This is a genomic window from Micromonospora sp. WMMD558 (genome assembly GCF_049315255.1).
Taxonomy (GTDB): Bacteria; Actinomycetota; Actinomycetes; order Mycobacteriales; family Micromonosporaceae; genus Micromonospora.
In genome coordinates, this window is record NZ_CP186061.1 from 1,125,043 (window position 1) to 1,150,544 (window position 25,502).

26 protein-coding genes, 1 tRNA gene and 1 pseudogene are annotated in these 25,502 nt (G+C 72.5%); 11 read left to right on the forward strand and 17 right to left on the reverse strand.

What is annotated here, in order from left to right:
* Position 1: 1 nt before the first annotated feature.
* On the reverse strand, positions 2 to 1,669 hold the full coding sequence (locus tag ACN26Y_RS05430) for an MDR family MFS transporter (RefSeq protein ID WP_155329218.1): 1,668 nt from the start codon (positions 1,667 to 1,669) through the stop codon (positions 2 to 4).
* 149 nt (positions 1,670 to 1,818) lie between these two features.
* Positions 1,819 to 2,370 carry a type 1 glutamine amidotransferase domain-containing protein gene (locus ACN26Y_RS05435; RefSeq protein WP_155329219.1) on the reverse strand — a complete coding sequence of 184 codons (552 nt, stop codon included), beginning with the start codon at positions 2,368 to 2,370 and terminating at the stop codon, positions 1,819 to 1,821.
* Positions 2,371 to 2,494: 124 nt separating this feature from the next.
* On the opposite strand from ACN26Y_RS05435, the gene rfaE2 reads away from it, so the two are divergent.
* Together rfaE2 and ACN26Y_RS05445 are read left to right on the forward strand one after the other, a co-directional pair.
* Positions 2,495 to 4,258 carry a D-glycero-beta-D-manno-heptose 1-phosphate adenylyltransferase gene (rfaE2, locus tag ACN26Y_RS05440; protein ID WP_422734419.1) on the forward strand — a complete coding sequence of 588 codons (1,764 nt, stop codon included), beginning with the start codon at positions 2,495 to 2,497 and terminating at the stop codon, positions 4,256 to 4,258.
* A complete protein-coding gene (locus ACN26Y_RS05445; RefSeq protein WP_155329221.1) occupies positions 4,255 to 5,133 on the forward strand; it encodes a glycosyltransferase in 879 nt (292 codons plus the stop codon). The genes rfaE2 and ACN26Y_RS05445 overlap by 4 nt, the downstream gene beginning before the upstream one ends.
* A gap of 53 nt (positions 5,134 to 5,186) precedes the next feature.
* Here ACN26Y_RS05445 and ACN26Y_RS05450 read toward each other — a convergent pair whose 3' ends face one another.
* From ACN26Y_RS05450 to ACN26Y_RS05460, 3 genes are read right to left on the reverse strand one after another with little or no spacing between them, the layout of a single operon-like run.
* Positions 5,187 to 6,293, reverse strand: a complete 1,107-nt coding sequence (locus ACN26Y_RS05450) for a glycosyltransferase family 9 protein (protein WP_155329222.1) — start codon at positions 6,291 to 6,293, stop codon at positions 5,187 to 5,189.
* Between the two features lie 7 nt (positions 6,294 to 6,300).
* A complete protein-coding gene (locus ACN26Y_RS05455) occupies positions 6,301 to 6,846 on the reverse strand; it encodes an Hsp20/alpha crystallin family protein (protein ID WP_155329223.1) in 546 nt (181 codons plus the stop codon).
* On the reverse strand, positions 6,843 to 7,349 hold the full coding sequence (locus tag ACN26Y_RS05460) for a DUF2231 domain-containing protein (protein WP_155329224.1): 507 nt from the start codon (positions 7,347 to 7,349) through the stop codon (positions 6,843 to 6,845). The genes ACN26Y_RS05455 and ACN26Y_RS05460 overlap by 4 nt, the downstream gene beginning before the upstream one ends.
* 147 nt (positions 7,350 to 7,496) lie before the next feature.
* On the opposite strand from ACN26Y_RS05460, the gene ACN26Y_RS05465 reads away from it, so the two are divergent.
* Together ACN26Y_RS05465 and ACN26Y_RS05470 are read left to right on the forward strand one after the other, a co-directional pair.
* Positions 7,497 to 8,114 carry a pyridoxamine 5'-phosphate oxidase family protein gene (locus ACN26Y_RS05465; protein ID WP_155329225.1) on the forward strand — a complete coding sequence of 206 codons (618 nt, stop codon included), beginning with the start codon at positions 7,497 to 7,499 and terminating at the stop codon, positions 8,112 to 8,114.
* A 63-nt stretch (positions 8,115 to 8,177) separates the two neighbouring features.
* Positions 8,178 to 8,627, forward strand: a pseudogene (locus ACN26Y_RS05470) (SRPBCC family protein); the annotation flags it as partial.
* 482 nt (positions 8,628 to 9,109) lie between these two features.
* On the opposite strand, the gene ACN26Y_RS05475 reads toward ACN26Y_RS05470, so the two are convergent.
* Together ACN26Y_RS05475 and ACN26Y_RS05480 are read right to left on the reverse strand one after the other, a co-directional pair.
* Positions 9,110 to 10,750, reverse strand: coding sequence for an isovaleryl-CoA dehydrogenase (locus ACN26Y_RS05475; protein ID WP_155329227.1), 1,641 nt, complete (start codon positions 10,748 to 10,750; stop codon positions 9,110 to 9,112).
* Positions 10,747 to 11,346 (reverse strand): TetR/AcrR family transcriptional regulator, encoded by a 600-nt coding sequence (locus ACN26Y_RS05480; RefSeq protein ID WP_422734420.1) that lies wholly within the window; start codon positions 11,344 to 11,346, stop codon positions 10,747 to 10,749. The genes ACN26Y_RS05475 and ACN26Y_RS05480 overlap by 4 nt, the downstream gene beginning before the upstream one ends.
* A gap of 96 nt (positions 11,347 to 11,442) precedes the next feature.
* Between ACN26Y_RS05480 and ACN26Y_RS05485 the strand changes: the two genes are divergently transcribed.
* Both ACN26Y_RS05485 and ACN26Y_RS05490 read left to right on the forward strand, forming a co-directional pair.
* On the forward strand, positions 11,443 to 12,090 hold the full coding sequence (locus ACN26Y_RS05485; protein ID WP_422734421.1) for a class I SAM-dependent DNA methyltransferase: 648 nt from the start codon (positions 11,443 to 11,445) through the stop codon (positions 12,088 to 12,090).
* A gap of 93 nt (positions 12,091 to 12,183) precedes the next feature.
* On the forward strand, positions 12,184 to 12,480 hold the full coding sequence (locus tag ACN26Y_RS05490) for a hypothetical protein (protein WP_422734422.1): 297 nt from the start codon (positions 12,184 to 12,186) through the stop codon (positions 12,478 to 12,480).
* A gap of 117 nt (positions 12,481 to 12,597) precedes the next feature.
* Here the strand turns inward: ACN26Y_RS05490 and ACN26Y_RS05495 are convergent, their stop codons facing one another.
* Positions 12,598 to 12,774, reverse strand: a complete 177-nt coding sequence (locus ACN26Y_RS05495; RefSeq protein ID WP_422734423.1) for a hypothetical protein — start codon at positions 12,772 to 12,774, stop codon at positions 12,598 to 12,600.
* 79 nt (positions 12,775 to 12,853) lie between these two features.
* Positions 12,854 to 13,162 (reverse strand): hypothetical protein, encoded by a 309-nt coding sequence (locus tag ACN26Y_RS05500; protein ID WP_422734424.1) that lies wholly within the window; start codon positions 13,160 to 13,162, stop codon positions 12,854 to 12,856.
* A gap of 121 nt (positions 13,163 to 13,283) precedes the next feature.
* On the opposite strand from ACN26Y_RS05500, the gene ACN26Y_RS05505 reads away from it, so the two are divergent.
* From ACN26Y_RS05505 to ACN26Y_RS05515, 3 genes are all read left to right on the forward strand, one after another.
* Positions 13,284 to 13,691, forward strand: a complete 408-nt coding sequence (locus ACN26Y_RS05505) for a hypothetical protein (RefSeq protein WP_155329231.1) — start codon at positions 13,284 to 13,286, stop codon at positions 13,689 to 13,691.
* Between the two features lie 1,086 nt (positions 13,692 to 14,777).
* Positions 14,778 to 15,239: a hypothetical protein gene (locus ACN26Y_RS05510; protein ID WP_155329232.1), complete on the forward strand. Its 462-nt coding sequence runs from the start codon at positions 14,778 to 14,780 to the stop codon at positions 15,237 to 15,239.
* Positions 15,240 to 15,258: 19 nt separating this feature from the next.
* The gene (locus ACN26Y_RS05515) at positions 15,259 to 15,798 is read left to right on the forward strand and encodes a hypothetical protein (RefSeq protein ID WP_422734425.1); all 540 of its coding nucleotides are present in this window, start codon (positions 15,259 to 15,261) and stop codon (positions 15,796 to 15,798) included.
* A 159-nt stretch (positions 15,799 to 15,957) separates the two neighbouring features.
* Here ACN26Y_RS05515 and ACN26Y_RS05520 read toward each other — a convergent pair whose 3' ends face one another.
* Positions 15,958 to 16,659: a hypothetical protein gene (locus ACN26Y_RS05520; protein WP_422734426.1), complete on the reverse strand. Its 702-nt coding sequence runs from the start codon at positions 16,657 to 16,659 to the stop codon at positions 15,958 to 15,960.
* A 38-nt stretch (positions 16,660 to 16,697) separates the two neighbouring features.
* Between ACN26Y_RS05520 and ACN26Y_RS05525 the strand changes: the two genes are divergently transcribed.
* Entirely contained in the window at positions 16,698 to 17,105 is a 408-nt protein-coding gene (locus ACN26Y_RS05525; protein ID WP_155329234.1) for a tyrosine-type recombinase/integrase, read from the forward strand.
* A gap of 17 nt (positions 17,106 to 17,122) precedes the next feature.
* On the opposite strand, the gene ACN26Y_RS05530 is transcribed toward ACN26Y_RS05525, so the two are convergent.
* Positions 17,123 to 17,196 (reverse strand) — tRNA-Thr (locus ACN26Y_RS05530).
* Positions 17,197 to 17,330: 134 nt separating this feature from the next.
* On the opposite strand from ACN26Y_RS05530, the gene ACN26Y_RS05535 reads away from it, so the two are divergent.
* Positions 17,331 to 19,115 (forward strand): metallophosphoesterase family protein, encoded by a 1,785-nt coding sequence (locus tag ACN26Y_RS05535; RefSeq protein ID WP_155329235.1) that lies wholly within the window; start codon positions 17,331 to 17,333, stop codon positions 19,113 to 19,115.
* 112 nt (positions 19,116 to 19,227) lie between these two features.
* Here ACN26Y_RS05535 and ACN26Y_RS05540 read toward each other — a convergent pair whose 3' ends face one another.
* From ACN26Y_RS05540 to tmk, 6 genes are all read right to left on the reverse strand, one after another.
* On the reverse strand, positions 19,228 to 20,064 hold the full coding sequence (locus ACN26Y_RS05540) for a PSP1 domain-containing protein (protein ID WP_155329236.1): 837 nt from the start codon (positions 20,062 to 20,064) through the stop codon (positions 19,228 to 19,230).
* Positions 20,065 to 20,359: 295 nt separating this feature from the next.
* Positions 20,360 to 21,037, reverse strand: coding sequence for a hypothetical protein (locus ACN26Y_RS05545; protein ID WP_155329237.1), 678 nt, complete (start codon positions 21,035 to 21,037; stop codon positions 20,360 to 20,362).
* Positions 21,037 to 21,342, reverse strand: coding sequence for a hypothetical protein (locus ACN26Y_RS05550; RefSeq protein ID WP_155329238.1), 306 nt, complete (start codon positions 21,340 to 21,342; stop codon positions 21,037 to 21,039). The genes ACN26Y_RS05545 and ACN26Y_RS05550 overlap by 1 nt, the downstream gene beginning before the upstream one ends.
* A 1-nt stretch (position 21,343) precedes the next feature.
* Positions 21,344 to 21,673 carry a YbaB/EbfC family nucleoid-associated protein gene (locus tag ACN26Y_RS05555; protein WP_155329239.1) on the reverse strand — a complete coding sequence of 110 codons (330 nt, stop codon included), beginning with the start codon at positions 21,671 to 21,673 and terminating at the stop codon, positions 21,344 to 21,346.
* A gap of 146 nt (positions 21,674 to 21,819) precedes the next feature.
* Complete coding sequence (locus tag ACN26Y_RS05560; RefSeq protein WP_422734427.1) at positions 21,820 to 23,094, reverse strand: DNA polymerase III subunit delta'; 1,275 nt, start codon at positions 23,092 to 23,094, stop codon at positions 21,820 to 21,822.
* The gene (gene tmk / locus ACN26Y_RS05565) at positions 23,094 to 25,307 is read right to left on the reverse strand and encodes a dTMP kinase (protein ID WP_370463298.1); all 2,214 of its coding nucleotides are present in this window, start codon (positions 25,305 to 25,307) and stop codon (positions 23,094 to 23,096) included. Before tmk ends, ACN26Y_RS05560 begins: the two co-directional genes overlap by 1 nt.
* Positions 25,308 to 25,502 lie beyond the last annotated feature (195 nt).

A 25,502-nucleotide genomic window follows, 5' to 3' on the forward strand; every position in this document is an offset into this window, starting at 1 on the left:
CTCAGAGCAGCGTCTGGGACTTGGCCTCCATCTCGGCGGCGGCCTCCTCCTTCGACTCCTTCGCCAGGGGCTTGCCGCCGGGGGCCGGGGCGTCGCCGCCGAGCCCGTCCGTGCCGCCGGTCGCGCCCTCCGGGCCGGCCCCCCGCAGCTTCTCGTCGGGCAGCGCCAGGGTGACCAGCACCGCCACGATCGCGATCAGCCCGGCGGTGAGGAACACCAGGTCCAGCGCCTCCACGAACGACGTCTGCACGGCCGCCCGGACCGGCCCCGGCAGGGCGAGGATCGTCGCCGGGTCGTTGACCGACACGTCGGCACCGCCACCGGCCGCGACGGCGGCCCGCTGCTCGGGCGGCAGCTGGGCGATCGCGCCGGGCAGCCGGCCGGCCAGCTCCGACGTGAGCCGGGACGAGAGCACCGCGCCGAGGATCGCCACGCCGAACGACCCGCCAAGCGACCGGAAGAAGGTGGCCGAGGAGGTACCGGCGCCCAGGTCCCGCGTCGACACGGCGTTCTGCACGGCGAGGATCAGCGACTGCATGCACAGGCCGAGTCCGATGCCGATCACCACCATGAAGAAGAAGGCGAGCCACAGCGAGGTGCGGACCTCCAGCCGGGTGAAGAGCAGCATCCCGACCACCAGCACCGCCGAACCCGCCACCGGGAACCACTTGTACCGGCCGAGCTGGCTCATCGCCCGCCCGGTGAGCACCGAGGTGACGATGATGCCGGCCATCATCGGCAGCATCAGCAGACCGCTGCGGGTGGGCGAGGCGCCCTTGACGATCTGCAGGTAGAGCGGGATGAAGATGATCGAGCCGAACATCACCAGACCGAGCACGAAGCCCGCCGCGTTCGACAGGGCGAAGGTGGCGCTGCGGAACAGCCGCAGCGGCAGGATCGGCTCGGCGACCCGGGCCTCCTGGACCACGAAGAGCACGCCCAGCACCGCCCCGGCCGCGAACAGCCCGATGATGACGCCGGAGCCCCAGGCGTACTCGTTACCGCCCCAGCTCAACGCGAGCAGCAGGGAACTCACCCCGGCGACCAGCAGCGCCGCGCCCAGCCAGTCGATCGCGTGCTGCCGGCGGGTGAACGGCACCAGGCGCAGCACCCGGGAGCAGACCACGATGGCGAGGATCGCCAGCGGCACGTTGATGTAGAAGATCCACCGCCAGTCCGTCTCGGCGAAGTAACCGCCCACCAGCGGGCCGGCCACCGAGGAGATCCCGAAGACCGCCCCGAAGAGGCCCTGGTAGCGGCCCCGCTCCCGGGGTGGCACGACGTCCGAGATGATCGTGAACGCGAGGGTCATCAGACCGCCCGCGCCCAGGCCCTGCACGCCCCGGGTGACGATCAGCTGGGTCATGTCCTGGGAGAGGCCGGCGAGCAGCGAGCCGACCAGGAACGCCCCGATCGAGAAGAGGAAGACCGGTCGCCGGCCGTACAGGTCGGCCATCTTCCCGTACAGCGGGGTGGAGGCGGTCGACGCGAGCAGGTACGCGGTCACCACCCACGAGTAGTGGTTGATCCCGCCCAGTTCCCCGACGATCGTCGGTAGGGCTGTTCCCACGATCGTCTGGTCGAGTGCGGCCAGCAGCATGCCGGTCATCAGACCGACCATCAGCAACCGGATCTGGCGCGCGCTCAACGCCGGGGTCTGCGTCGTCATTCCGCGTCTTTTCCCGCCCTGTCCCGAACATGCCCCCGGCCGACCCCCTTCCCGTCGACCTCCGGGTTGATCATGACGTTGGCGGGTGAATCGGAGATCAAACCACCCGCCAACTTCATGATCAACCCGAAAGGGACAGCGGGTGGGGGTCAGTGGGGGCCTTCGGCGAACTCTTCCACGATCTTCGTGCAGAAGGCTGGGAGGTCGGCCGGCTTGCGGCTGCTGACCAGGCCGTTGTCCGTCACCACCGGCTCGTCGACCCAGTTCGCGCCCGCGTTCGTCAGGTCGGTGCGCAGGCTCGGCCAGCTCGTCATCCGGCGGCCCCGCACCACGTCCGCCTCGACCAGCGTCCACGGACCGTGGCAGATCACCCCGACCGGCTTGCCGGCCTCGAAGAACGCCTTCACGAACCGGACCGCGTCCGGGTCGGTCCGCAGGAAGTCCGGGTTCGCCACGCCGCCCGGCAGCACCAGCGCGTCGTACCGGCCGGCGTCCGCGTCGGCGGCGGTCACGTCCACCGGGTACGTCTTCGACTGGTCCAGGTGGTTGAAGGACTGGATCTCACCCGGCTTGAGCGAGACCAGCTCGACGGTCGCCCCGGCCTGCTCCACCGCCTCGCGGGGCTGGACGTACTCGACCTCCTCCACACCGTCGGCGGCCAGGAAGGCGACCCGCTTGCCGTGAAGTGTCGTCGCTGCCATGTCGTTACCACTCCTCTCCGGGGTATGTCTCGTCGGTTCCCGCCGCCGCAGGCCCGAAACGCGGCCACCGTCACCCCGGACGGGCGCAGGTTTGACCCGGCGGCCCGGGGGGACCCGGGAAGGCATGGCAGGAGCAGCAGCGGAACAGCGCCGGCTCGCCGCCGTGGTGGAGAGCTGGCTCGGGCGCCCCGTTCTGGTCGTCGGGGACGCGATGCTCGACGAGTGGCGGTTCGCCGAGTCCGAACGGCTCTGCCGGGAGGCACCCGCCCCGATCCTCACGCTGCGGCGGCGGATCTCCGCCGCCGGTGGTGCGGCGAACACCGCCGTGAACGTGGCCGCGCTCGGCGGCCGGGCGGCGCTGGTGGCCCCGGTCGGCGCGGACGTGGCCGGCGACGAGCTGCACGACTGCCTGGACCGGGCCGCCGTCTGGGACCGGACGGTCAACCAGCCGGGCCGCCCGACGCCCGTGAAGCGGCGAATGCTGGCCGGCAACCAGATCCTGCTCCGGGAGGACTCCGGCGACCCCGAGGACACCCTCGACGACGACGGCGTGGCCCGGCTGCTCACCGCGCTCGACTGCGCCACGGAGGAGCTGCGGGCGGTCGCCGCCGGCGAGGCGCCCACCCTGGTGGTCTGCGACTACGCGCTGGGCGCGCTGCCCGCGCCGGTCCGCGCCTGGCTGGTGGCCAACCGGGAGCGGTACGCGACGGTCGCGCTCGACGCGCACGACCTCGCCGACTGGCGGGGCCTCGCCCCGACCGTGGTGACCCCGAGCTTCGCCGAGGCGAGCCGGCTGCTCGCCCGCGCGGCAGCCCGGCCCAGCACCAACGACCTGCACCTGGACCACCCCGACGGCGACCCGTCCGACGGCCCGTCCGAGCTGACCGTGGGCGTGGCGCCCGGTGACGGCTCCTCCGCCCGGCTCGGCCCGACCGGCGAACCGGGACCCGGCGAGGACCGGGTGGCGATGACCGGGGACGGCCTCACCGTCACCGGCACCGGCGTCACCGTCAACGCGACCGCCGGGGAGGGCGTGGACCGGGCGGTGCTGGCCGAGTCCCGCCTCGCCGAGCTGCGGGCGCACACCGGCGCCGACGTCGTGGCGGTGACGCTGGACACCGACGGCGCGGTGGTCGGCGGGCCCGACGGGGAGCACCGCCGCAGCCACAGCACCCCGGTGCCGGCCAGCCACGCGGTGGGGGCCGGGGACGCGTACCTCGCGGCCATGACGCTCGCGCTGGCCGCCGACGCGCCGCTGCCGACCGCCGCGCAGCTGGCCCAGCTCGCGGCGACCATCACCGTCTCGGACACCGGCACGTGTGTGTGCCGCCGCGAGGACCTGCTCGGCGCGCTCGACCAGCCGGCCGAGGACGCCGGCCGGCTGACCCTGGTGGACGCCGACGCACTGGCGACGATCGCCGACGAGCACCGGCGCGACGGCCGTTCGGTCGTCTTCACCAACGGCTGCTTCGACGTGCTGCACCGGGGACACGTCCGGTACCTGGAGCAGGCCCGCGCGCTCGGCGACCTGCTGGTGGTGGCGGTCAACTCCGACGACAGCGTCCGCCGGCTCAAGGGCGCGGACCGGCCGGTGAACCCGGTCGAGGACCGGGTGGCCCTGCTGGCCGCACTGGCCTGTGTGGACCACGTGGTCGTCTTCGAGGAGGACTCGCCGGCCCGGCTCATCGAGGCCGTCCGCCCGGACGTGTACGTCAAGGGTGGTGACTACCCGCCGGAGATGGTGCCGGAGGCACCGCTGGTGCGCCGCCTCGGCGGGCAGGTCCGCACCCTCGGGTACGTGCCGGACCGGTCCACCTCGGCGATAATCGACCGGATCCGCGCGCACGGCCGGGACGTGACCACCGACGCGGCGGCGGGTCAGGCGTGAACCGACCGCTCGACCTCGGTACGCCCGGGGAGTTCCGCGCCGCGCGGCTGCTCGACGTGCTGATCCCCACCCGGAACCGGCCGGCCGAGCTGGCGGTCACCCTGTCCGGGCTGGCCGCGCAGGAGGGCGTCCCCGGCTTCGGGGTGGTGGTCAGCGACCAGTCCGACGGGGAGCCCGCGTACGCGCACCCGGCGGCGGCCACGATGGTCCGGGCGCTGCGCCACCGGGGGCACCCGGTGCTGCTCACCCGCCGGCTGCCGCGCCGCGGTCTCGCGGAGCACCGGGCGTCGCTGCTGGCCGCCTCGGCCGCCCGGTACGTGCTCTGCCTCGACGACGACGTGTGGCTGGAACCGGGTGCGCTGCGCCGGCTGGTCACCGCCATGGAGGAGTTGGGCTGCGGTTTCGTGGGCAACGCGGTGCACGGCCTGTCGTACGTCGACGACGTACGCCCGGAGACGCACCGGCACTACGAGGAGTGGGACGGGCCGCCGGTGCCGGAGCGGATCCGTCCGGGCACCCCGGAGTGGCAGCGCGCGTCGATCCATCCGGCGGCGAACCTGCTGCACGTGACGGCGAAACTGGACCTGCCGGCGGGGGCGTGGCGGGCGTACAAGGTGTCCTGGATCGGCGGCTGCGTGCTGTACGACCGGGCGAAGCTGGTCGACGCGGGCGGCTTCGATTTCTGGCGGCGCGTGCAGGAGAAGCACCAGGGCGAGGACGTCGCCGCCCAGCTCGCCGTGCTGGCGCGCCACGGCGGCGCCGGAGTCCTGCCCAGCGGCGCGTACCACCTGGAGTCCCCGACCACGGTCACCGAGCGCGAGGTGGAGGCGTGGGAGGTGGTCCTCGCCGAGGAGGACGCCCCGCAACCGGCGTGAGGTGTTAGGAGGGGGCCCTTCCACTACCGGAGGCGTTAAGGAGGGGCCCTTCCTTACGTCGTCAGCAGTTCGCGGGCGGCTTCCGTGACCTCCGCGGTGGGGATGTCGGTCACGAAGGAGTCGCGGTGCGGGCACTCGCCGTCGCCGGGGCGGTGCGGGTAGATGCCCGGGGTGCAGTCGACGCCGCAGACCGGGCAGTGCACGGTCCAGGAGCTGATCGGGCGGTGCCGGCCGCGCAGCGGGGTCGCCGTGTTGATGAGGTTGCCGACCCAGAAGACGCCGACCGTGGCGGTGCCGACGGCCGCGGCCAGGTGCAGGGGGCCGGTGTCGTTGGAGACGACCAGGGCGCAGCCGGCGTAGCAGCCGGCCAGGCCGCCCAGGCTGAGCGCGCCGACCAGCGGCCGCACCGGCACCCCGGCCGCCGCGACCACCCGGTCCACCACCTCCTGCTCGGCGGGCGTGCCGGTGACGAGGACCTCGTACCCGTCGCCGTGCAGCTCGCGCGCCACCTCGGCGAAGCGTTCCGGCGGCCAGCGCCGCCGGGTGTCGGTGGCGCCCGGGTGCAGCGCCACCCGGGGCCGCTCGACCGGGCCGAGCACCTCGGCCGCCTCGGCCCGGTCGGCGTCGGTCACCGCGAGCGTCGGCACGATGGTGGTGGCCGGGGCCCCGACCAGCGCCGCGACTTCCAGGTAGCGGATCACCTCGTGCTGGTAGTAGACGTAGCGGAGCCAGCGGTCCAGCGGCGGCGCGTCCTCGGCACGCAGGCCGGCCGTCACCCGCGCGCCGAGGGCGGCGACGACCGGGTTGGAGTTGGCGCCGCCGCCGTGGACCTGCAACGCCAGGTCGAAGCGTTCCTTGCGGGCCGCCGCGAGGAAGTCGTCCATCGCCGACTCCGGCTCGCCCAGGTCCGGGGCGCGGATGCCGGGCGCGGGTGGCACCACCAGGACGCGGTCCACCGGGCCGGGCCGGTCGCGCCAGAGCTTCGCGTGCCACGGCGCGCCGAGCAGCACGATCTCCGACTCCGGGTACGCGGCCCGCACCGCGTCCAGCGCGGGCAGGAGGAAGATGAAGTCGCCGAGCGCGTTGGCCCGGAGCACGGCGATCCGCTCGACGTCGGGCACGCGCTCGGCGGTCGGGCCGAGCAGGTTCGGGGCGACCACGTGACCCCTACGGCCGGTCGATGTCGCCGGCGGCGGTGTCCGGGTGGTGGAGTTCCCGGTCCGCGGCCGGGTCGACCGGCTTCGGCGTACGCCCGGAGACGTCCCGCGTGCCGGTGCGGCCGACGGTGATGGTGCGCGGCGCGGGTCGTGCGGCCCGGGGCAGCCGGACCCGGAGCAGGCCGTGGTCCATCACCGCGTCGATGGCGTCCGGGTCCACCCGGGACGGCAGGTCCACCCGGTACTCGAAGCCGCGGGTCTCGAAGCCGCCCGGGATGCCGTGGTCGGCGTTGACCTCGGCCTCCGACCGGGCCCGTACGCACAGCTCGCGGTCGTCCAACTCGACCGCCACCTCCTCGGGGGCCACGCCGGGCAGCCGCACGACGACCTCCCAGCCGTCGGCGGTCTCGGTCAGCTCCAGGTCGGGCGAGCCGGAGCGACCGCCGACCAGCCGGCTCAGCTCGGCGCGCAGCGACTGCAACTCGCCCATCGGGTCCCAGCCCTGCTGCCGTCCGCGCCAACCCCGGCCGAAACCGCCACCGCTGTGTTCGCTCATCTCACCTCTCCGATCCGCTGGGTGGCCGCCGGGGACCGCAGCGAGCTGGGCGCGTCCAGGTTGGCGTCGCGGTCGACGCCGACGCCGAGCCGGTCGACCAGTTCCCCACCGAGCCAGGCGCTGATGCCGAGGAGGGCCAGGGCGACGACCTCGATCGCGATGAGCGCGCCGCCGGCGGCCCGGGACTCGGCGTTCAGCCGGACCGCCCAGACGGCGGCGAAGAGCAGGATCACCGCCACGTTCGCGGCGGCGTGGAGGAGCGCCACCCGCTTGGCGCGGGTGCCGGTGGGGATGGCGAGCAGGTCGAACGTCCCGGCCGCCGCGGCCAGCAGGCCGCCGACCAGTCCGACGGTGATGTTCCAGTACGCGACCTCGCCGAGGAAGTCGGGACCGCCCACGGTGTCGACGATGTCGAAGAGCACCGCGGTGACGAGCAGGGCGACCGGGAACATCACCAGCATCGGGTGGACGGGGTGGCCCAGCACCTTGAGTCGGCTCTCCATGACCGGGCCTCCTGCTCGGGTCCTGCCGGCGGGTCGGGTGAGGCGGTACCCCTGCCTCCGGCGGGCAAACCTCGCCCTGGTGAGGGCCGCCTAGGCTGTCGGGTGGTGGTACGTCGCCACCATGGTCAACGGACGGGGGACGGTCACGTGACGGTGGAGATCACGACCCACGAGGAACTGCGGGAGCTGCTGGGCACGCCGGCGCCCCGAGCCGCCGCGAAGGAGCGGACGCGTCTGCACGAGCGGGACCGCCAGTGGCTGGCGGCGTCCCCGTTCTGCCTGGTCGCCACGGCGGGGGCGGACGGCACCTGCGACGTGTCGCCGAAGGGTGACCCGCCCGGCTTCGCCCTCGTGCTCGACGACACGACCATCGCCATTCCCGAGCGGCCCGGCAACAAGCGTGCCGACGGCTACCGCAACATCCTCGACAACCCGCACGTCGGGCTGATCTTCCTGATCCCCGGGCGCACCGACACGCTACGGATCAACGGGCGGGCCCGGTTGCTGCGCGACGCGCCGTTCTTCGACTCCATGGTGGTCAGCGGGCACCGTCCGGTGCTCGCCGTCGTGGTCGAGATCGAGCAGATCTTCTACCACTGCGCGAAGGCGTTCCTCCGGTCGGACCTGTGGCGGCCGGAGACCTGGTCGCCGGAGGTGCTGCCGTCCCGGGCCCGGCTGGTGAAGGAGGTGGAGGCGCCGGCGGAGAACCTGGCCGACCTGGAACGCCACTACGGCCCGGAGTACGCCCGCCGCCTCTACGTTTGAGCCGACGGGCGAGGGTACTGATTCCTCGGGGTCGACGAGGACGGCCGACGAGGAGGAATCATCATGACCACGACCGTGGAGAAGTCCATCGAGGTACAGGTGCCGGTACGCACCGCGTACAACCAGTGGACCCAGTTCGAGGAGTTCCCGAAGTTCATGGGCGGTGTCCGCGAGGTACGCCAGCTCGACGACCGGCGGATGCACTGGGTCGCCGAGATCGCCGGGGTCCGGCGCGAGTGGGACGCGACGATCCTCGAGCAGGTGCCGGACCGCAAGGTGGCCTGGGCGGCGACCGAGGGCGCGACGAACGCCGGCGCGGTCTACTTCCAGCCGGTCGACACGGACCGCACGATGGTCCGGCTGCACCTGGAGTACGAGCCTGAGGGGCTGGTCGAGAAGACCGGCGACAAGCTGAACGTCGTCGAGCGGCAGGCCGAGTCCGACCTGGAGAGGTTCAAGTCGTTCATCGAGAGCCGGGGCGCCGAGACCGGGGCCTGGCGCGGCACGGTCGACACCGGTGCCGGCGTCGGCACGCCGGGCGTCGAGTACGCCGCGGGCACCCGGGGCGACAGCGGCAAGGCCGGTGTCTCCGGCACGGCGGTGGCCGCCGGAGCGGCGGTGGCGGGCGCGGCGGTCGCCGGGGCGGCGACCGCGGCGGCCCGGCACCGCGCCGACGGCGACGAGGACGACACGCCGACGCCCACCACCGAGACGGAGTACGTGGTGACGGATGTCCCCGAGAGCGGCGTCGCCAACTACCCGCCCGCGCCCCGGCGGGACGTCTGACCGGTCGTCGCCCGACGGGCCCGGTAGCTCCCGCTGGCGAGGTGCCACCGGGCCCATGCCGTCAGGCCGCCCGCGGCTGGACCGTCGTCACCATCCACAGGTGACCGTCGGGGTCGGCGAACGTGCCCGCGTACCCCCAGGGTTGGGGTCCGGGCCCTTCGCATCACGGACCGGTCGGCACTCCGAAACTCATCGACGGTCGCGCCGGCTCACGCCTCCGGTGAGCCGACCTTCGGGGTGGCCCGGTCGATGATCGCCGCGTGGTCGACGCCCGCCGGCAGGGTCCCGTACGCGTAGCCGTGTTCGCCGCCGAGCCGGGACGCGCAGAAGGCGTCGGCGACGGCCGGGTGGCCGTGGCGCACCAGCAGCGATCCCTGAAGCACGAGCGCGAGCCGCTCCACCACGTGCCGGGCCCGCAGTTCCACCTCACCCGGGTCGGCCAGTTCGGTACGCAGCCGCCGCACCGCCGCGTCGAGCCGGGAATCGGCGCCCGCGGCGGCGTCCACCTCCGCCTCGAACGCCGCCAGCACCTGCGGCTCCCGGGTGAGGGCGCGCAGCACGTCCAGCGCGGCCACGTTGCCCGACCCCTCCCAGATCGAGTTCAGCGGCGACTCGCGGAACAGCCGGGGCAGGCCCGACTCCTCGACGTACCCGTTGCCGCCCAGGCATTCGAGGGCCTCGGCGGCGTGCCCGGGCCAGCGTTTGCACACCCAGTACTTGCCGACGGCGACGGCCAGCCGCTTGAAGGCGGTCTCGCCGGCGTCGCCGCGCGCCGAACGGTCCGTCGCGCCTGCCAGCCGCAGCATGAGTACGGTCGCCGCCTCGGACTCCACCGCCAGGTCGGCCAGCACGTTGCGCATCAGCGGCTGGTCGACCAGGTAGCGGTCGAAGGCCCGGCGGTGCGCCGCGTGGTGGACGGCGGTGATCACTCCCTGGCGCATCCCGGCCGCCGCGCCGATCAGGCAGTCGAGCCGGGTCAGGTTGACCATGTCGATGATCGTGCGGACCCCCCGGCCCTCGTCCCCCACCCGCCAGGCCACCGCGTGCTCGTACTCGATCTCCGACGACGCGTTGGACCGGTTGCCGAGCTTCTCCTTGAGCCGCATCAGGCGCATCGGGTTGCGCGTGCCGTCGGGCAGCACCCGGGGGACCAGGAAGCAGGTGAGCCCGCCGGGGGCCTGGGCGAGCGTGAGGAACAGGTCGCACATCGGCGCGGACGTGAACCACTTGTGCCCGACGAGCCGGTAGCTGCCGTCCGGCTCGGGCCGCGCGGTGGTGGTGTTCGCGCGCACGTCGGACCCGCCCTGCTTCTCCGTCATCGACATGCCGGCGAGCAGTCCCCGTTTGCCGAGCGGCGGGCGCAGCCCCGGGTCGTACGTCGAGGCGGTCAGCAGCGGCTCGTACCGCGCGGCCAGCTCCGGGGCGTGCCGGAGCGCCGGGACCGCCGCGTACGTCATCGAGATCGGGCAGCCGTGCCCGGCGTCCGGCCGCCAGGTGTAGAACTTCGCGGCGCGGGCGACGTGCGCGCCCGCCCGGTCGTCGGCCCACGGCGCGGCGTGCAGGCCGTGACCCACCGCGGTCCGCATCAGCTCGTGCCAGGACGGGTGGAACTCCACCTCGTCGACGCGGTGACCGTACCGGTCGTGGGTACGCAGCACCGGCGGGTACTCGTTGGCCAGCCGACCGTGTTCGATCGCCTCCGCGCCGCCGCCGAGCCGGCCGAGCTCGTGCAGCTCGGCGGCCGCCCAACCGGCCCCTTCCCGGTCGAGGCCCTCCAGCAGGGCGGGGTCGTCCGCCGCGTCGTAGCCGACCAGCGGTGGTACCTGGTTGAACACCTCGTGCGTCGTCACGGTGACACTCCCAGCGCGCGGTGGATGAATCGGGTCAGTCCGGGGATGGTGTCCGGGCCGGCGACCCCGGCGGCCAGCGGGCCGACCATGGCCTCGGCGAGCGCCCCGACCAGCGCGGTCGCGGTCAGCTCCGGATCCTGCGGGGGCAGCTCACCGGAGGACACGCCTACCGCCACGTACCCCGCGATCAGGTCGGCGTGGGCGCGGCGGAAGACGAGCCGCTGCGCGTCGACCGCCGGGTCCACGGGTTCGGCCAGCAGCGCGTACGCCAGCCGTGGCGCCTGCAACGCCCGACCGGCGAACGTGGCGACGACGGCCGCGAGCCGCGCCGCCGCCGTACGCTCCCGCGCCGCGGCACGGGTGACCGCGTCGATCTCGCGTTGCGACGCCGTCCGGAACACCTCGGCGAACAGGTCCGCCTTGGTCGGGAAGTGGCGGTAGACGCTACCGGTGGCGATGCCGGCGCGGTCGGCGACGGCGGCGACGGTGCAGCCGGCGTACCCGTGTTCGGCCATGATCTCCAGTGCCGCGGCGATCGTCCGCTCGCGGGACGCGCTGAGCCGAGCCCTGACCCGCTCGGTCGTCCGGTACGCCACGCAAGAATTGAACCACCGTTCACTTCTTGCCGGCAAGGGGTGAACCGGCTGGCCGCCACGGTCTGGGGGCGATCACACCGGCTTTACCGTCTCGGTATGACCGAACCGTCCCGCCTGGACGCCGTACGGGAGTCGTACGACACCGTCGCCGAGGACTACGCGAAGCTGGTGCCGCCGCGGTTCGCGGCGGACCCGTTGGGACGCGGGATGCTCGGGGCGTTCGCCGAGCTCGTCCGGGCCGACGGCGGGCAGCCGGTCGCCGACCTCGGGTGCGGTCCGGGCCATGTCACCGCCCACCTGGCGTCGCTGGGTGTGTCCGTGTCCGGCGTCGACCTGTCACCGAAGATGGTGGAGGTCGCCCGGCGGACGTACCCGAACCTCCGCTTCGACGTGGGCTCGATGACCGCGCTGGCCGTCCCCGACGGGACGCTCGGCGGCATCGTCGCCTGGTGGTCCGTTCACCACCTGCCGCCGGAGGAACTGCCGGCGGTGTTCGCGGAGTTCCACCGGGCACTCGCCCCGGGCGGCCACCTCCTGGTCGGGTTCCACGTCGGGGCCGAGCGCCTGCGCCCGACGCACGCGTACGGCCACCCGGTGTCCTACGACACCCACCTGTTGCCGCCCGACCACGTGGCCAAGTTGCTGAGCCGCGCCGGACTGGGCGTCGTCGCCCGGCTCGTGCAGGAGCCGGGCGAAAGGCTGAAGCGGCAGCAGGCCTGCCTCTTGGCGCGCAGGCCCTCGTAGCGCAGCCCGTTGTTCGGTTGGCTGCCCGGGCGGTCCCGCTGCGGCTCGGCGGCGCGCCGGACCTTGCCGCATGGATGGCTGTACGGTCTTGCCGTGGCAGAGGAGTTCGAACATGCCGGGGTTCCGTACTCGGTTCAGTTTGCGTATGACGTGGACGCTTGGTGCATGGAACTGACCGAGGCGAACGCTGTTACCCGTCTGCCAGGTCCGGCCTTCCTCGTCGCGGTGGTACCGGACGAGGACACGTATCCCGAGCCGGTGATCCACGTTGGCAGCACCGGTGAACGCGACATCCCGTACGAGGTCATGCGCTGGTTCATGGCGAAGGTCGCAGAGCAGGTCGAGCAGCGTGGCGCTGGGCTGATCGAGACAGGCAGACACGGCACGTAGGCATTTCCACGCCATCTCCGAGAGGCCGAATCCGGCAGTGCGAGTTTCGTGCGAGGGTAAATGGCATCGACGTCTTCGCCGGTGGCCACGACGGCCCGGAACGCCAAAGGAATGCCGTCAGTCGAAATCAAAGATGCTGTGCCGGTCATAGAAGTGCAGCACGTACCTGCAGCGACGGCAGATCATCAAGGTCATGCGGTGGCTCGTCAACCCCCACCGGCTGTCCTGACGTGCCGTCTCCTGCTTGAACTCGGTGCCTCGGCAGAGCGGGCAAGAAAGCTGGGGCTCGGTCATGACGCGAGTGTAGGAAGCGACCGCCATGAACCGCGGATGCGGACCGCTCGCCGGGCAGGGCCGGACGCCTGCGGCTTCCTCATCGGCTCGGCCGAATGGGTTCGCCGGACAGGATGCCGTAGCCGAGAACAATCAAGAACATGACGCCGGCCGCAGCGAAGACCACACCAATCACCCGTTCCAGCAGAACGAAACGCGCCAGGCGTTTGTCGTACCGGGCATCCGGTAGCCGACGCCATGGCGGAACTCGCCGTAGCACGCCCGCGGTGGCCATCGACCGCCGCACGTGCCACTCCGTCACGCCTCGTAAGTTGGTGGCCAGGGCGACACCGATGAGGCCCATGGTCAGACTCGTCATGACAGCGGCCACGAAGCGCCATGTCTCCATCCGACCTCCCCGGCGCGGGTCACCGAATCACAGATGGCTGTACAGCCACGGCGTCGACGCGCTCCGCGAGCCATCACGATGATCATTGTCTCAGATAACCGTCGCACCGGACCATTGGCTGGTGGTCCTCCGCCCGCTGCTGATGACGCGCATTGCCAATACCGCGCCCGGAGTCGCCCTCGCCACGCTGGCCTGGCTGCTCCATGCGGTTCCGGCAGGCAGGTGGTTCGCCTGCTTGGCTCCGATGGCGGCCGGTGTGTTCCTGGCGGTGCGTGGCTACCGCATGTCGGTGGTGATAACAGGTGAGCACATCACCGTGCGGGGACTGCGGAGCTCGCGAACCATCCGCCGCGCGGATGTCGTGGCACTCACGTCCCTACCCTCCCTGCGGTGGCAGCGCCCCTCGGGGCGCGACGTCCACACACCGCCGATCATGTTCATGGAGATCGGGCGGGTGCTTCCGGCCGTCGCGGCGCACAACGAGGCCTGCCTCGATCGGCTGTCCCGAGCGCTACGCCGACGAAGATGAGCTTCAGTTTGGAACAGCGCGCTCAACCGGCCGTGATGCCAGTAATACCTGCGGCATTCTGCACCGCCGCCTGACGGAGTCGAACCGTCGACCTACACCATTACGAGTCGGTCTCTGCCTCCTGCTCCTGGTCGCGAGAGCTGCACCCACCTGGCTGTGCCGGTCCGCGCTCGTTCGCTGACGCGCGCCGGTTCAACTGCTCGCTGGGCTGCTTCAAGGATTCTCCGGCAAGATTCCCGCGTGACCTTGGCACGAGCGGCTGGGACGTCGGGGCGGGCACACAACAAGGCAGACCGCTCCTGTACCGCTCAGCCTGGGACAACAGCGGCCATAGATGTGGCCACGGCGACCAGGAGTGATGGCTCGCCCTTCGGTGGGCGGCGAGCAGTTCAGTGCCGGCGCGTGAGTCGCGTAGCGAGTGATGCCACACCTCTAGTACCCAACGTCGGGGCACCACTTTGCGCCGGACGTACAGGCCGAGGGTGTCGTACATGCCGACGGCGCGGTTCATGAGGTAGAAGTCCTGCGAACGATCATCGGGGAGCTGCCCGGACCTACCGGCGTCGAACAACAGCCGTCGCCCCTGCTGTAGTTCTGGGGAGATCAACTGTTCGTGCATGTACCGGTAGGCGTCGCGCCGTTGTTGGGCCCGCTGCACAAGGACTGTGCTGAGCGATAACGCCACGGCGAGGGTCGCGATCACCACGCCTAGCAAGTCCTTGTAGGTGTTCACCCACTGCACGAGGCCAACGTATCGCCGGAGAACAAGCCCGGTGCTCACGCAACATGCCACCGCTCGACGGCACCTGCCGACGTCCGTGGAACTGCTGGTCCTCGTCAAACTGAACGTCGTCGCCCACGTAGAACTCATCTACGAGGCTGCGCAGTAGTGCGACTTCCTCTCCGGTGAAGGTGGTCATGGGGCGTGCTCCGGGCGCGTCTGCGGGATCTCCTCGGTCAGGCAGGCTCGCCCCTGCGCGAGGTCCCCGGCCGTGTCAAGGCTCGCCGTAGGCGACCGCGGAGCGGCTCGGCCTTGGGCCTCGTGCCGGGGCAGTCGAACTGGTCGGGTTCTGTCATCCTGGCGCGGTGAAGCCCAACCTGGAGCGAATCCCGGGGAAGCAGGACCGGCAGGCGGAGGCGATCCTCGCCCGCGCGCCGCAACGCATGGATCAGAGGTTCATCAGCTCCCTCGATCCCTCTGCTTCGCTCGCCCTCGGGCGGTACGGCGCGCGCCTCGCCACACTGGCGCTGAGGCAGAACCGTCCCGACCTACTGCGTCGTTCATTGCTTGCAACAGGGCTCGCCGGGTGTCTGGAACCCGATGACGGCCGGGACCTCATGGTGGGCCTGGCATTGCCGTGGATCGTTGCGCGGCAGCTCGGGGCGTCCCCGGCTGCGGTGTTCGGCGATGTCGCCGACAGTCTTCCGGATGGCCCGGTCGCCGCACTGTTCGAAGCCTTCGGCGCCCGGACAGACATCACACTGGAAGCCTTCGGCTGGGAACTGGTCACGACCGCCGACGGTCCGGATTTCCGCCCGCAGCACTGATCACGAGCGAAGGGGTCCAATGAGTTACGACCTCGAGTGGGCTGACCTACCCGCATCTGCTGCCGCTGCTCGTTCTCGCCTCGAGGCGTGCTCTGACCTGGGAGACCTGTGCGTACACGCTCCCCCATGTCTGGGCGAATACGAGACGCTTGCCGCTGCCTACCAGTTCCATCTGAACATCGTCGGCATGGCCTTCTGCCGTGGCGGTATGCGCCGCACGGGCATGACCTACCAGGCAACCCCGCAGCCTTTTCCCGCCTGGCCCTTCGATGGCATCGACGACTGGCATTCCGCTGATCAGCGTCGGCGTGACGCGTACAAGGAAGCCGAACAGGCGGCCTCGGCCCAGACGGTCCCCGGAATGGTCGGCATCCCAGAGTTCAAGCTGTCGAGTAACGGCCCTTGGCTGGTAGGTGCGAGGGAGATCGAGCAGGCGCTCGACTGCTACCAGGCGTCGTCACCGATTTTGCGGGCAGCGTTGGAGGGAGATGACCTGTGGGCGGCCTGGATCGACTGGCTGAGACAGACGGTCAGCCACGGCGGCTTCGTCGTACGATGATCCACCCGCCAGATGACGTCGGACCTGGCAGACGGCCGAGGGTCTCGATCGCCTCCATGCCCCTTCATCGGATGGAGAAGGCCCCGGTCATGATCGGCGATCACGCCGCTGACCTGGGCCCTTCCGTGGAGCCGCCTGACGGTACACCGCCTGGCGAGGTCAGGACCGACGGAGGCGTCGCTTACGCCGTCGCCGCCGGGCTCGACTACGTCCGGTCTCGGAAGTCTCGCGCGGCTGGCGCACCACGACCCTGGGCTTCAGCGGTCGTCCCGCGAGCATGCAGGCCACGGCGGTCATGGTGAAGGCCACGAGCCAGATGAACATCGCGGAAGGACCATCGACGTCGTCCGGCAGGCGTGGATCGACCAGGCCCTCCGGGTCCCGTATCACCGTGACCCGCGCGCCGACCTCGCCTTCGGGATTGTGGCTCGCACCGATCTCCGCGCCCGGCCACGCGCCCAGCTCGCCGGGAATGTGTGTCCCCTCCGGATCCGCCAGCGCGTAGTAGAGGTGGCGCCCCTTCTCGGTACCGTCGCGTACCTGCGTCACGGTGGCCTCGACCCGCTCGCCGCGCGCTTCGAGGACGGTGGTGTAAAGGCCCATCGCGCTGGCGAACAAGAGCAGCCCGGACAAGAGCCATGCCAGGCACAGCAGGCCCATGCGGGGAGGCTGTGCGGGAGCGGTCACGAGCACCGCCGCCACCAAGGCGAGGCACCACACGATCGTGCCCGGCACGGTCGCCACGTCGGTGCGGATCCACGTGGGCGCGACCAGTGCGCCGCCGAGTGCCGACACGACGGTCAACACGGCCAGATACGCCGCACCGAGCTGATTCACCAGCCGGAAATTGCGAATCAGCACGAGCCGGAGTGTAGAGCGCCAGTACAACGCCGCACGGCGTGCGGGATTCGCTTCGCCGGCACGTCGCCGGGAAGCGCCAGGACGAGCTGGTGTTCACCGCCCCGAACGGCGGGCCGCTGCGCAACACGAACTTCCGGACGCGGGTCTTCGGGCCGGCGGCGGCGTCGGTGGGACTCGCCGGGCTCACTCCGCACGACCTGCGGCACACGGCGGCGAGTCTGGCCGTGGCAGCCGGGGCGAACGTCAAGGCGGTGCAGCGGATGCTCGGGCACGCGTCGGCGTCGATGACGTTGGACGTGTACGCGGGCCTGTTCGGGGACGACCTGGACGCCGTTGCCACCCGGCTGGACGAGGCGGTCGCGGCGCGGGATGCGGACTATTTGCGGACTGGCACGGCCGGCGGTGTGGTTGTCGACCTTGGGAAACGGCGAAGCCCAGGCCGTTGACCTGGGCTTTCTCACCGAGCCGCCTGACGGAATCGAACCGTCGACCTACGCATTACGAGTGCGTCGCTCTAGCCGACTGAGCTAAGGCGGCAACGAGCGTCAAGTGTACGCCACCCCTCCGGCACCGCCGAACGGGATCCCCACCACACCGCCGGCCCGAAACCGAGGTCCATTCGGACGTCCACCGGACAGCGCCGCGCGCCGACCGGCACTACGCTCCGGCGGATGACGGACGATCATCCCTCCGGATCGCCGGACGACCAGAGCGTGCCGCACGAACCCGTGGCCACCCCGCCACCAGGGGGCCCACACGCCAGCGAGGCGGCCGGTGGTCGGCCCGCGCGCCGCCCGACCAGCACCGACCCGCTCGAGTTGGGTTTCACCCCGCGCAAGCCGGTGCCGTGGCTCGCGCCGTTCCTGCTGGTCAGCACCGGCATCCGTACGCTGCTGGCGATGCTCTTCGGGGCGTACCTGGACAAGCGTGAACTCCAGAACGCCCTCGACGCCAAGGTCGCCAAGCAGGTCGGGCCGGACGGCGGGCTGTGGCTGGACTACGTCGCCGACCTGGGCGACGGTTTCAACGCCACCTACTCGGTCGCGTACCTGCTCGCCCAGCGCGAGCTGGTCGTGGACGGGCACCGCCTGCCCCGGGCGCAGACCCTCGTGATGGGCGGCGACCAGGTCTACCCGTCGGCGGCCTTCGAGGCGTACGAGGACCGGTGCAAGGGCCCCTACCAGGCGGCGCTGCCGGTCACCCCGCCCGAGCGGCCGACCCTGTTCGCGGTCCCCGGCAACCACGACTGGTACGACGGCCTCACCGCCTTTCTGCGCCTGTTCGTCCGGTCCCGGGACCGGCACTTCGGCGGTTGGGGCACCGGCCAGTCACGGTCGTACTTCGCGATCGAACTGCCGGCCGACTGGTGGCTGCTCGGCCTCGACGACCAGTCCGGTTCGTACCTGGACGACCCGCAGCTCACCTACTTCGACGCGGTGGCGGAGCGGCTGGGGCCGGAGAGCCGGGTGATCCTGGCCGTGCCGGCGCCGACGTGGGTCAAGGCCGTCGACCACCCCACGGCGTACGACTCGATCGACTACTTCATCCGCACCATCGTCGCGCCCACCGGGGCGCAGGTGAAGCTGATCATCTCCGGCGACCTGCACCACTACGCGCGGTACGCCGGCCCGGACCGCCAGCTGGTCACGTGCGGCGGCGGTGGCGCGTACCTCTACCCCACGCACAAGCTGCCGGAGCGGATCGAGGTCCCGCCGCGGGACACCCTGGCCCGCCGGGCGAGCGCGTCCCAGACGTACGAGTTGGCGGGCCGCTACCCCGACGCGGCGCGGTCCCGGCGGTACGCCTGGGGGATCTTCCCCCGGCTGCCGTTCCGCAACCCGGGCTTCACCACGCTGCTCGGCACCCTGCACACGTTGCTGATGCTGGCGATGGCCGGTGTCGCGACGAACCGCGGCGGGACGGAGCAGCGGCTGTTCAGCGTGCCGCTGGTGGCGATGCTGCTCGTGACGCTGCTCGGGGCGGCGTTCTTCGCCAAGCCGCCCTCCTCCGGGGGTAAGCGGCACGTACGGCACTGGATCCTCGGTGTGGGGCACGGGGTGACCCACCTCGGGCTGGCGGCGGCCGGCACGTGGGCCTGGTTGGCGCTGCCCTTCCACGACTGGCCCTGGCCGCTGCCGGCGGTGGCCGCCGTGGTGCTGTACGGCCCGGTGATCGGTCTGCTGGCGAGCCAGGTGGTGGCCGCGTACCTGCTGGTGGCCGGCGCGTTCGGGGTCAACGTCAACGAACTCTTCGCCGGCCAGGGCATCGAGGACTCGAAGGGCTTCGTCCGGCTCCACATCAGCCCGGAGGGCACCCTGACGATCTACGCGATCGGCGTCGACCGGGTGGCCCGCGACTGGCGGATCAACCCCGACCAGTCCCCCGAGTCCTCCTGGCTGATCCCGACGACCCCACTAACCCCCCGCCTGTCCGAACCCCCGATCACCGTGACCTGACCACCGACCCACGTTGATCATGAGGTTAGCGGGTGAGTTGATCGCGAAAACACCCGCTAACTTCATGATCAACACGGCGAAACCCGGGGTGGGGGTGGGGGTGGGGGTGGGGTTAGGGGTTGTAGTGGGCGTCGTGGGTTTGGCGGGGGGTGCAGACGGAGGCGCGGCTGCAGGAACAGCGGGAGCCGTCGGCGTCGAGGCGGACCGTCACCGCGTCCCGGGGAACACTGTGGCCCACGACCCGGCCCTGCCCCTCCGGGGTGCTCACCCGGGCGCCGATCGCCGGGGCGGACTCCTGGAAGCGCTGGTAGAGCGGGTGCTCGTACTTCAGGCAGCACATCAGCCGGCCGCACGCGCCGGAGATGCGCAGCGGGTTGAGCGGCAGGTCCTGGTCCTTCGCCATCCGGATGGTCACCGGCTCGAAGTCGGTGAGGAAGGTGGCGCAGCACAGGTCCCGACCGCAGGAACCGATGCCGCCCTGCACCCGGGCCGAGTCACGCGCGGAGAGTTGGCGCAGCTCGACCCGGCAGTGCAGGGTCGCGCCGAGATCCCGGACCAGCGACCGGAAGTCCACCCGGTGCGGAGCGGTGAAGTAGATGGTGCTGCGCTCGCCGCCCTCCCCGCCGCCGAGCACATGATCCACGGCGACCACCTTCATCGGCAGGCCGTGCTCCCGGATCAGGCGCTTCGCCGCGACCTTGGCCTCCGCCTTGCGCCGGCGCAGCGCCTCGTCGCGGCGCAGGTCCTCCTCCTGCGCCAGCCCGGCCAGCCTGGGGAACCCGTCGGTGTCGTCGGCCACCCACTGGGCGGCCCAGACGCACTCGGCCACCTCGGGCCCGTCGTCCGTCGGCACCAGCACCTTGTCGCCGACCTGTGGACGGAACTCGCCCGGGTCCAGGTAGTAGAGGCGCCCGTACCGGTGGAAGCTGACCGCGCACAGCATGCCCATGCCCTCACCCTACGTTCTTCGGGCCGTCCCGGCCCGGCCGGCGTCGCGGGACGACTACACCGTGCAGCCATTCATGTCGATCGAATCGGCCGATCCACGGACCGTCCCGCCGGGCCGATGATCCTCGACCGGACGGCTGATTCCGTCGCAACCAGCGGGACAAATCACGGCCCGGGGCGTTGAGTGGAAGGCAGACCTGCGGGGGGTGCAGGGGAAGGCCACGGCGTCGGCGCCGGGAGCCGGGGACGGCTCACGTGCGCGACGCCGTGCGCCATGTCGAAGGCGCCGGCAGGTGTCACCGGCCCACCCGCGTCGAGGCGTCGTAACGGGGGTCACCGCTGACCGGTGCGCGCCACCGGGTTTCAGCCAGGCTCGGCCCCCACTGCCGCAGGAGCGTCTCCGCGCCGTCGTACGCGACGCAGAGCACCGCCAGCACCCGCGCCGCGATCTCGGCGGCCTCCAGCCCGGCCGAGGCGCGCGGGGTGGACACGGCGAGTGGCACCGACGTCGCGGCGACGACCGCCACCGCCTCGGTGGACCGCAGCACGTCGGCCAGGGCCCGGGCGAGCGTCAGCCGGCTACCCTCCACCCAGTCGGCGAGGGCGTCGGCGTACCCGGCGGTCGACTCCAACCGCCCCACCAGGCTCTCCGGCCCCTCGTCGAGGTGGCGCAGCAGCGCCGCGCGGGACTCGCCGTACGCGCCGGCGGCCGCGCCGGACCAGAGCACCGGGTCGGTGAGCGCGGCGGAGACCTCGTCGTACGCCGGAACGAGCCGGCGCACCGACCGGCCGGCACCGGCCAGCGGCGCGGGGTGCAGGTGCAGGAAGCTCCGGACGGCCTCGCCGGGGAGCACCTGCATGCGGCGCAGCAGCGGCCAGACCCGGTGCCCCTCGGGCGCACCGGCGGCGAGCAGCGTGTCGACGCGGCGCAGCAGGTCGAGGCCGGGCTCGGCGAGCCGGTCCAGCGGATCCATCACGCCTCCCCGGCGAGCCGGCGGCCGGCGGCCCGGTCGACGTCGGCGTAGCGGTCGGCGGCGTCCCGGACAGCGGCCGCGGCGGCGGCGAGGCGCAGCGCGGCGGCGTGGGCCTCCCGGGCCCGGTCACCGGTGGCCGCCGTCCACTGCCGGTGCAGGGCCCGCCCGATCTCGCCGGGCCGGCCCGCCGCGTCGCCGCCGAAGGCGACCTGCGCCGGGTCGCCGGCGGTGACCGCGCGGGACAGGCCGGCCAGCGTCTCGCTCGCCGCGTCCAGCCGGGCGGCGAGGGCGCGCAGCACGTCCATGTCAGGCCCCCGCGAGCGGACGGTAGGCGGCGAACGTCTCGTTGTGCAGCTTCTCCCGGGCCCACTGAGCGGCGTCGGCGGCCGCCGCGACCGCGGCCTGGACGGAGCCGGCGACGTCGCGTGGGTGCCGGTTGTGCAGGGGGCCGAGGAAACGCACGTCGGTGATCCGGCCGCCGGCGGTCACCACCACCTCGACCAGCCCGTCCGGCGAGCGGACGGTGACCTCGACCGTCGTGACCGCCTGGTCGAACTCGGCCTGGAGGGACTCGACGCGGCGGTAGCGCCGCACCGCCTCCTCGATCCAGGCCTCGTCGATCTCCCCCCGCGGCATCCGCGCTCCTCCCGGACGGACCCGGACCTCACTCAGCGTGGCGTCATGGTCACCGTGCATGGCACACCGGACCGTACCGCACAGCAATCGCGCCTGTCGATGCCCTGTGGACGACCGGTCCGGCCGGTGGGAGCTGTCGGCGGCTGTCAGCCCTTCCAGAGGGCGAGCATCATCGCCTCGACGGCGATGCGAGGCTTCACGTTCGCCTCGATCGCCGCACGGCAGGCCAGCACCGCCTCCAGGCGGCGCAGCGCGCCCTCGGCGTCCCACTTCCGCGCTCCGGCCTCGGCGAGGGAGGCGGTGTCGGTGTGCACGGGCGCGACGGAGGCGCGCAGCGCCATGGTGAGCGCGTCCCGGTAGAAGCCGGCCAGGTCCACCAGGGCCCGGTCCAGCGCGTCCCGCTGCGCCCGGGTGGCCCGGGACTTCTGCCGTTTCTCCAGCTCCTTGAGCTGCCCGGCGGCACCCCGGATGGCGCCGGCCGCGCCGCGGCCGGTACCACCCGCGCCGAGGGCGGTCTCCAGCGCGGCGCGCTCGGCGGCGTCCGTCTCCGCCACCGACGCCTCGGCCTCCGCCTCGGCCGCCTCGATCAGCGCGGAGGCCGCGTCGAAGGCGGCACCCACCCCGGTCAGCCGGCGAGGCACCGCCAGCACCGCGTCCCGCCGCTTGCGCGCCTCGGGGTCGCGGGCCAGCCGCCGAGCCCGCCCGACGTGCCCCTGCGCGGCCGCCGCGGCCCACCGTGCCACGTCGGGCGCGATCCCGTCCCGCCGGGCCAGCACCTCGGCCACCGCGTCCGGCGGCGGCTGCCGCAGCGGTACGACGCGGCACCGCGACCGGATCGTCACGGAGATGTCGTCCGGGTGCGTGGACGGGGCGCAGAGCAGGAAGACGGTGCGCGGCGGGGGCTCCTCGACGGCCTTGAGCAGCGCGTTGCCGGCCGCCTCGGTGAGCCGGTCCGCGTCCTCGATGACCACCACCTGCCAGCGCCCGCCGGACGGGGTGCTGGCGGCGCGCAGCACCAGGGCCCGCATCTCGCTGACGCCGATGGAGAGCCCCTCCGGCACCACCAGCCGCACGTCGGCGTGGGTGCCGGCGAGCGTCGTGTGGCAGCCGGGGCAGGTGCCGCAGCCGGTGCCGTGGACGCACTGCAGCGCGGCGGCGAAGGCCCGCGCGGCGACCGAGCGGCCGGAGCCGGGCGGCCCGGTGAAGATCCAGGCGTGGGTCATGCCCGCCCCCGGGTCGCCCGGCGACACGCCACTCGCGCCCGACGCCACCTCGACCTCCTCGACGAGGGCGGCCAACTCGTCGGCCTCGTCCGGCCGGTGCGCGGCGGCGCGCAGCACGGCGGCGGCCGCCGCGGCGGCCCGGCGCAGGGTGTCGACCGCCTCGTCCTGGCCGACCAGGTCGGCGAAGACGTCCGGCATCAGGTCCGATGCTCCATCGTCACCAGCTCCGCGTCGGATAACTCCGGCTGCACGGAGGTGTCCGGGCCACTCGCCGGGCGCGGGTGCGCGATGCCGCCCGGCGCACCCGCCATCTCGTCGATCCGCCGGGCCACCGACTCGGCGATCTCCGTCACCGGGCGGGAGGCGTCCAGCACCAGGTAGCGCTTCGGGTCGGCGGCGGCGAGGTCGAGGAACGCGTACCGGACCCGCTCGTGGAAGCTCACCGACTCCGCCTCCAGGTGGTCGCGGTCCTCGCCACGGCTGGCCACCCGGGACAGGCCGGTACGCGGATCCACGTCGAGGAGCACCACCAGGTCGGGCTTGAGCCCACCGGTGGCCCAGGAGGAGAGCCAGGAGACCTCGTCGACCGGCAGCGTCCGCCCGGCGCCCTGGTACGCGAGCGACGAGTCGACGTAACGGTCGCTGATCACGACGCCGCCCCGGGCCAGTGCCGGCCGGACGACGGTGGCCACGTGGTGGGCCCGGTCGGCGGCGTAGAGCAGCGCCTCGGCGCGCGGCGACGGCACGTCGGAGCCGGGCTGGCCGAGCAGGAGGGACCGGATCCGCTCGCCGACCGGGGTGGCGCCGGGCTCGCGGGTCACCACCACGTCCCGCCCCTGCTCCCGCAGCCGGTCGGCGAGGAGACCGAGCTGGGTGGACTTGCCGGCTCCCTCGCCGCCCTCGAACACCACGAACAGCCCGGTGGAGACGAACGGCTCGGCCGGCATCAGCGGGCGCCCGCGTACCGAGCCCCATAGGTCGGCCAGGACCGGGACGCCCTTCTTGTCGTCCATCTGCCCGAACGCGCTGATTCCGGCGAAGATGCCGGCGGCGCCGGCGACGAGCAGCAGCAGCCGGGTCGACGAGACCGAGAACTCGGCGCCGGCGACGTCGAGGGTGCGGGAGCCGCCCAGACCGGCGAGGAGGCTGCCCAGCGCGATGGCGAGGATCAGCACCAGCCGGGTGCCGATCTGCACGACGGCGAACACCCGGCCGCGGACCTCGTCGGCGATCTCGCCGCCGAGGAGGGTGACGCCGGAGAGGAAGGCCATGCCGGCTCCGGCGCCGACCAGGATCGCGCCGACCATCGCCATGGACAGGTGGATGGCGAAGGCCAGGGTCATCACCGCCGCGCTGGCCAGCACGATGCTCATGCCGAACCAGCGGCGGCGGGACATCTCCTTCACGATCATCGGCCCGAGGCCGATGCCGACCGCCAGGCCGATGAAGATGGCGCCGAAGAGCAGGAAGAAGGCCGCGTCGCCGGCGTTCAGCGAGGTGGCGAAGAACTGGGCGGTGCCGATCACGATGCCGCCGCCGGCGAAGGCGCCGAAGATGCCGAGCACCAGGCCCCGCACCAGCGGGGTCTTGCCGATGAACCGCCAGCCCTCGGTGAACTGGCGGAGCATGGTCTGCTCGGTGCGCTCCCGCTCGCCGGGCCGCGCCTGGCTGATCTCGCGGATGCCGAACGCGACGACCAGGGCGGTCGCCAGCCGGGAGAACGCGTTGATCCAGAGCGCGAGCTGGGCCGGTTCCGCCCAGGACGGGAGGTCCCCGCCGGTGACGGTCCGCACGCTGCGGTCCAGCACCGCCGCGACGATCGCGGCGAGCACCGGCGTGATGCCGTACGTGGTGATGAGCGTGAGCTGGTTGGCGGCCTCGAGTCGCGCCCGGGGGATCAGGTTGGGGACCGCCGCCTCCTTGGCCGGGATCCAGAGCAGGGTGACCGACTCGATCAGGAAGGTGGCGACCGCCGCCCAGCCGACCACCACCGGCCCGCTCGCGCCGAGCAGCGCGACCAGCGGGATCGAGGCGAACAGCAGGAACCGCAGCACGTCGCAGATGACCATCGTCCACCGCCGGTCGAACCGGTCGGCGAGCACGCCGGCGATCGGACCGAGCACGAGGGCGGGCAGCAGGCGGACGGCGATCACGCCGCCGAAGGCCGCGCCCTTCGCGGTGCTCCCCTCCACCTGGGAGGCCGCGAAGACGGACGTGGCGAGCAGGCCGAACCAGTCGCCGAACGAGGCGGCGCCGAGCACGATCCAGAGCCGCCGGAACGGGCGGATGCGCAGCACCGAGCGGATGGCGGCGTAGCCCGAGTGGTCGGGCTGCGCGGCGGTCTTGGCTCCGGACGTGGACGGTCCCGGCTGGGCGCCGGTCGAGTCGGGCTGCGCTCCGGACGGCGACACGCCGGGCGACTCGCCGTTCTGCTGGCTTTCGATGGCCGTACCTCCACGTGGCGGCCCATCGCTGGGCGGTCCCGGTGCAACACTCTAGACCCGGTGGGGACCCTCCCCACCGCGACATTCCCCTGCTCGCCGAGCGTAGGCCGACGCGACCACCCACCGCAGCCCGGACAGACGCGAGGGTATTTCGCATTGAGC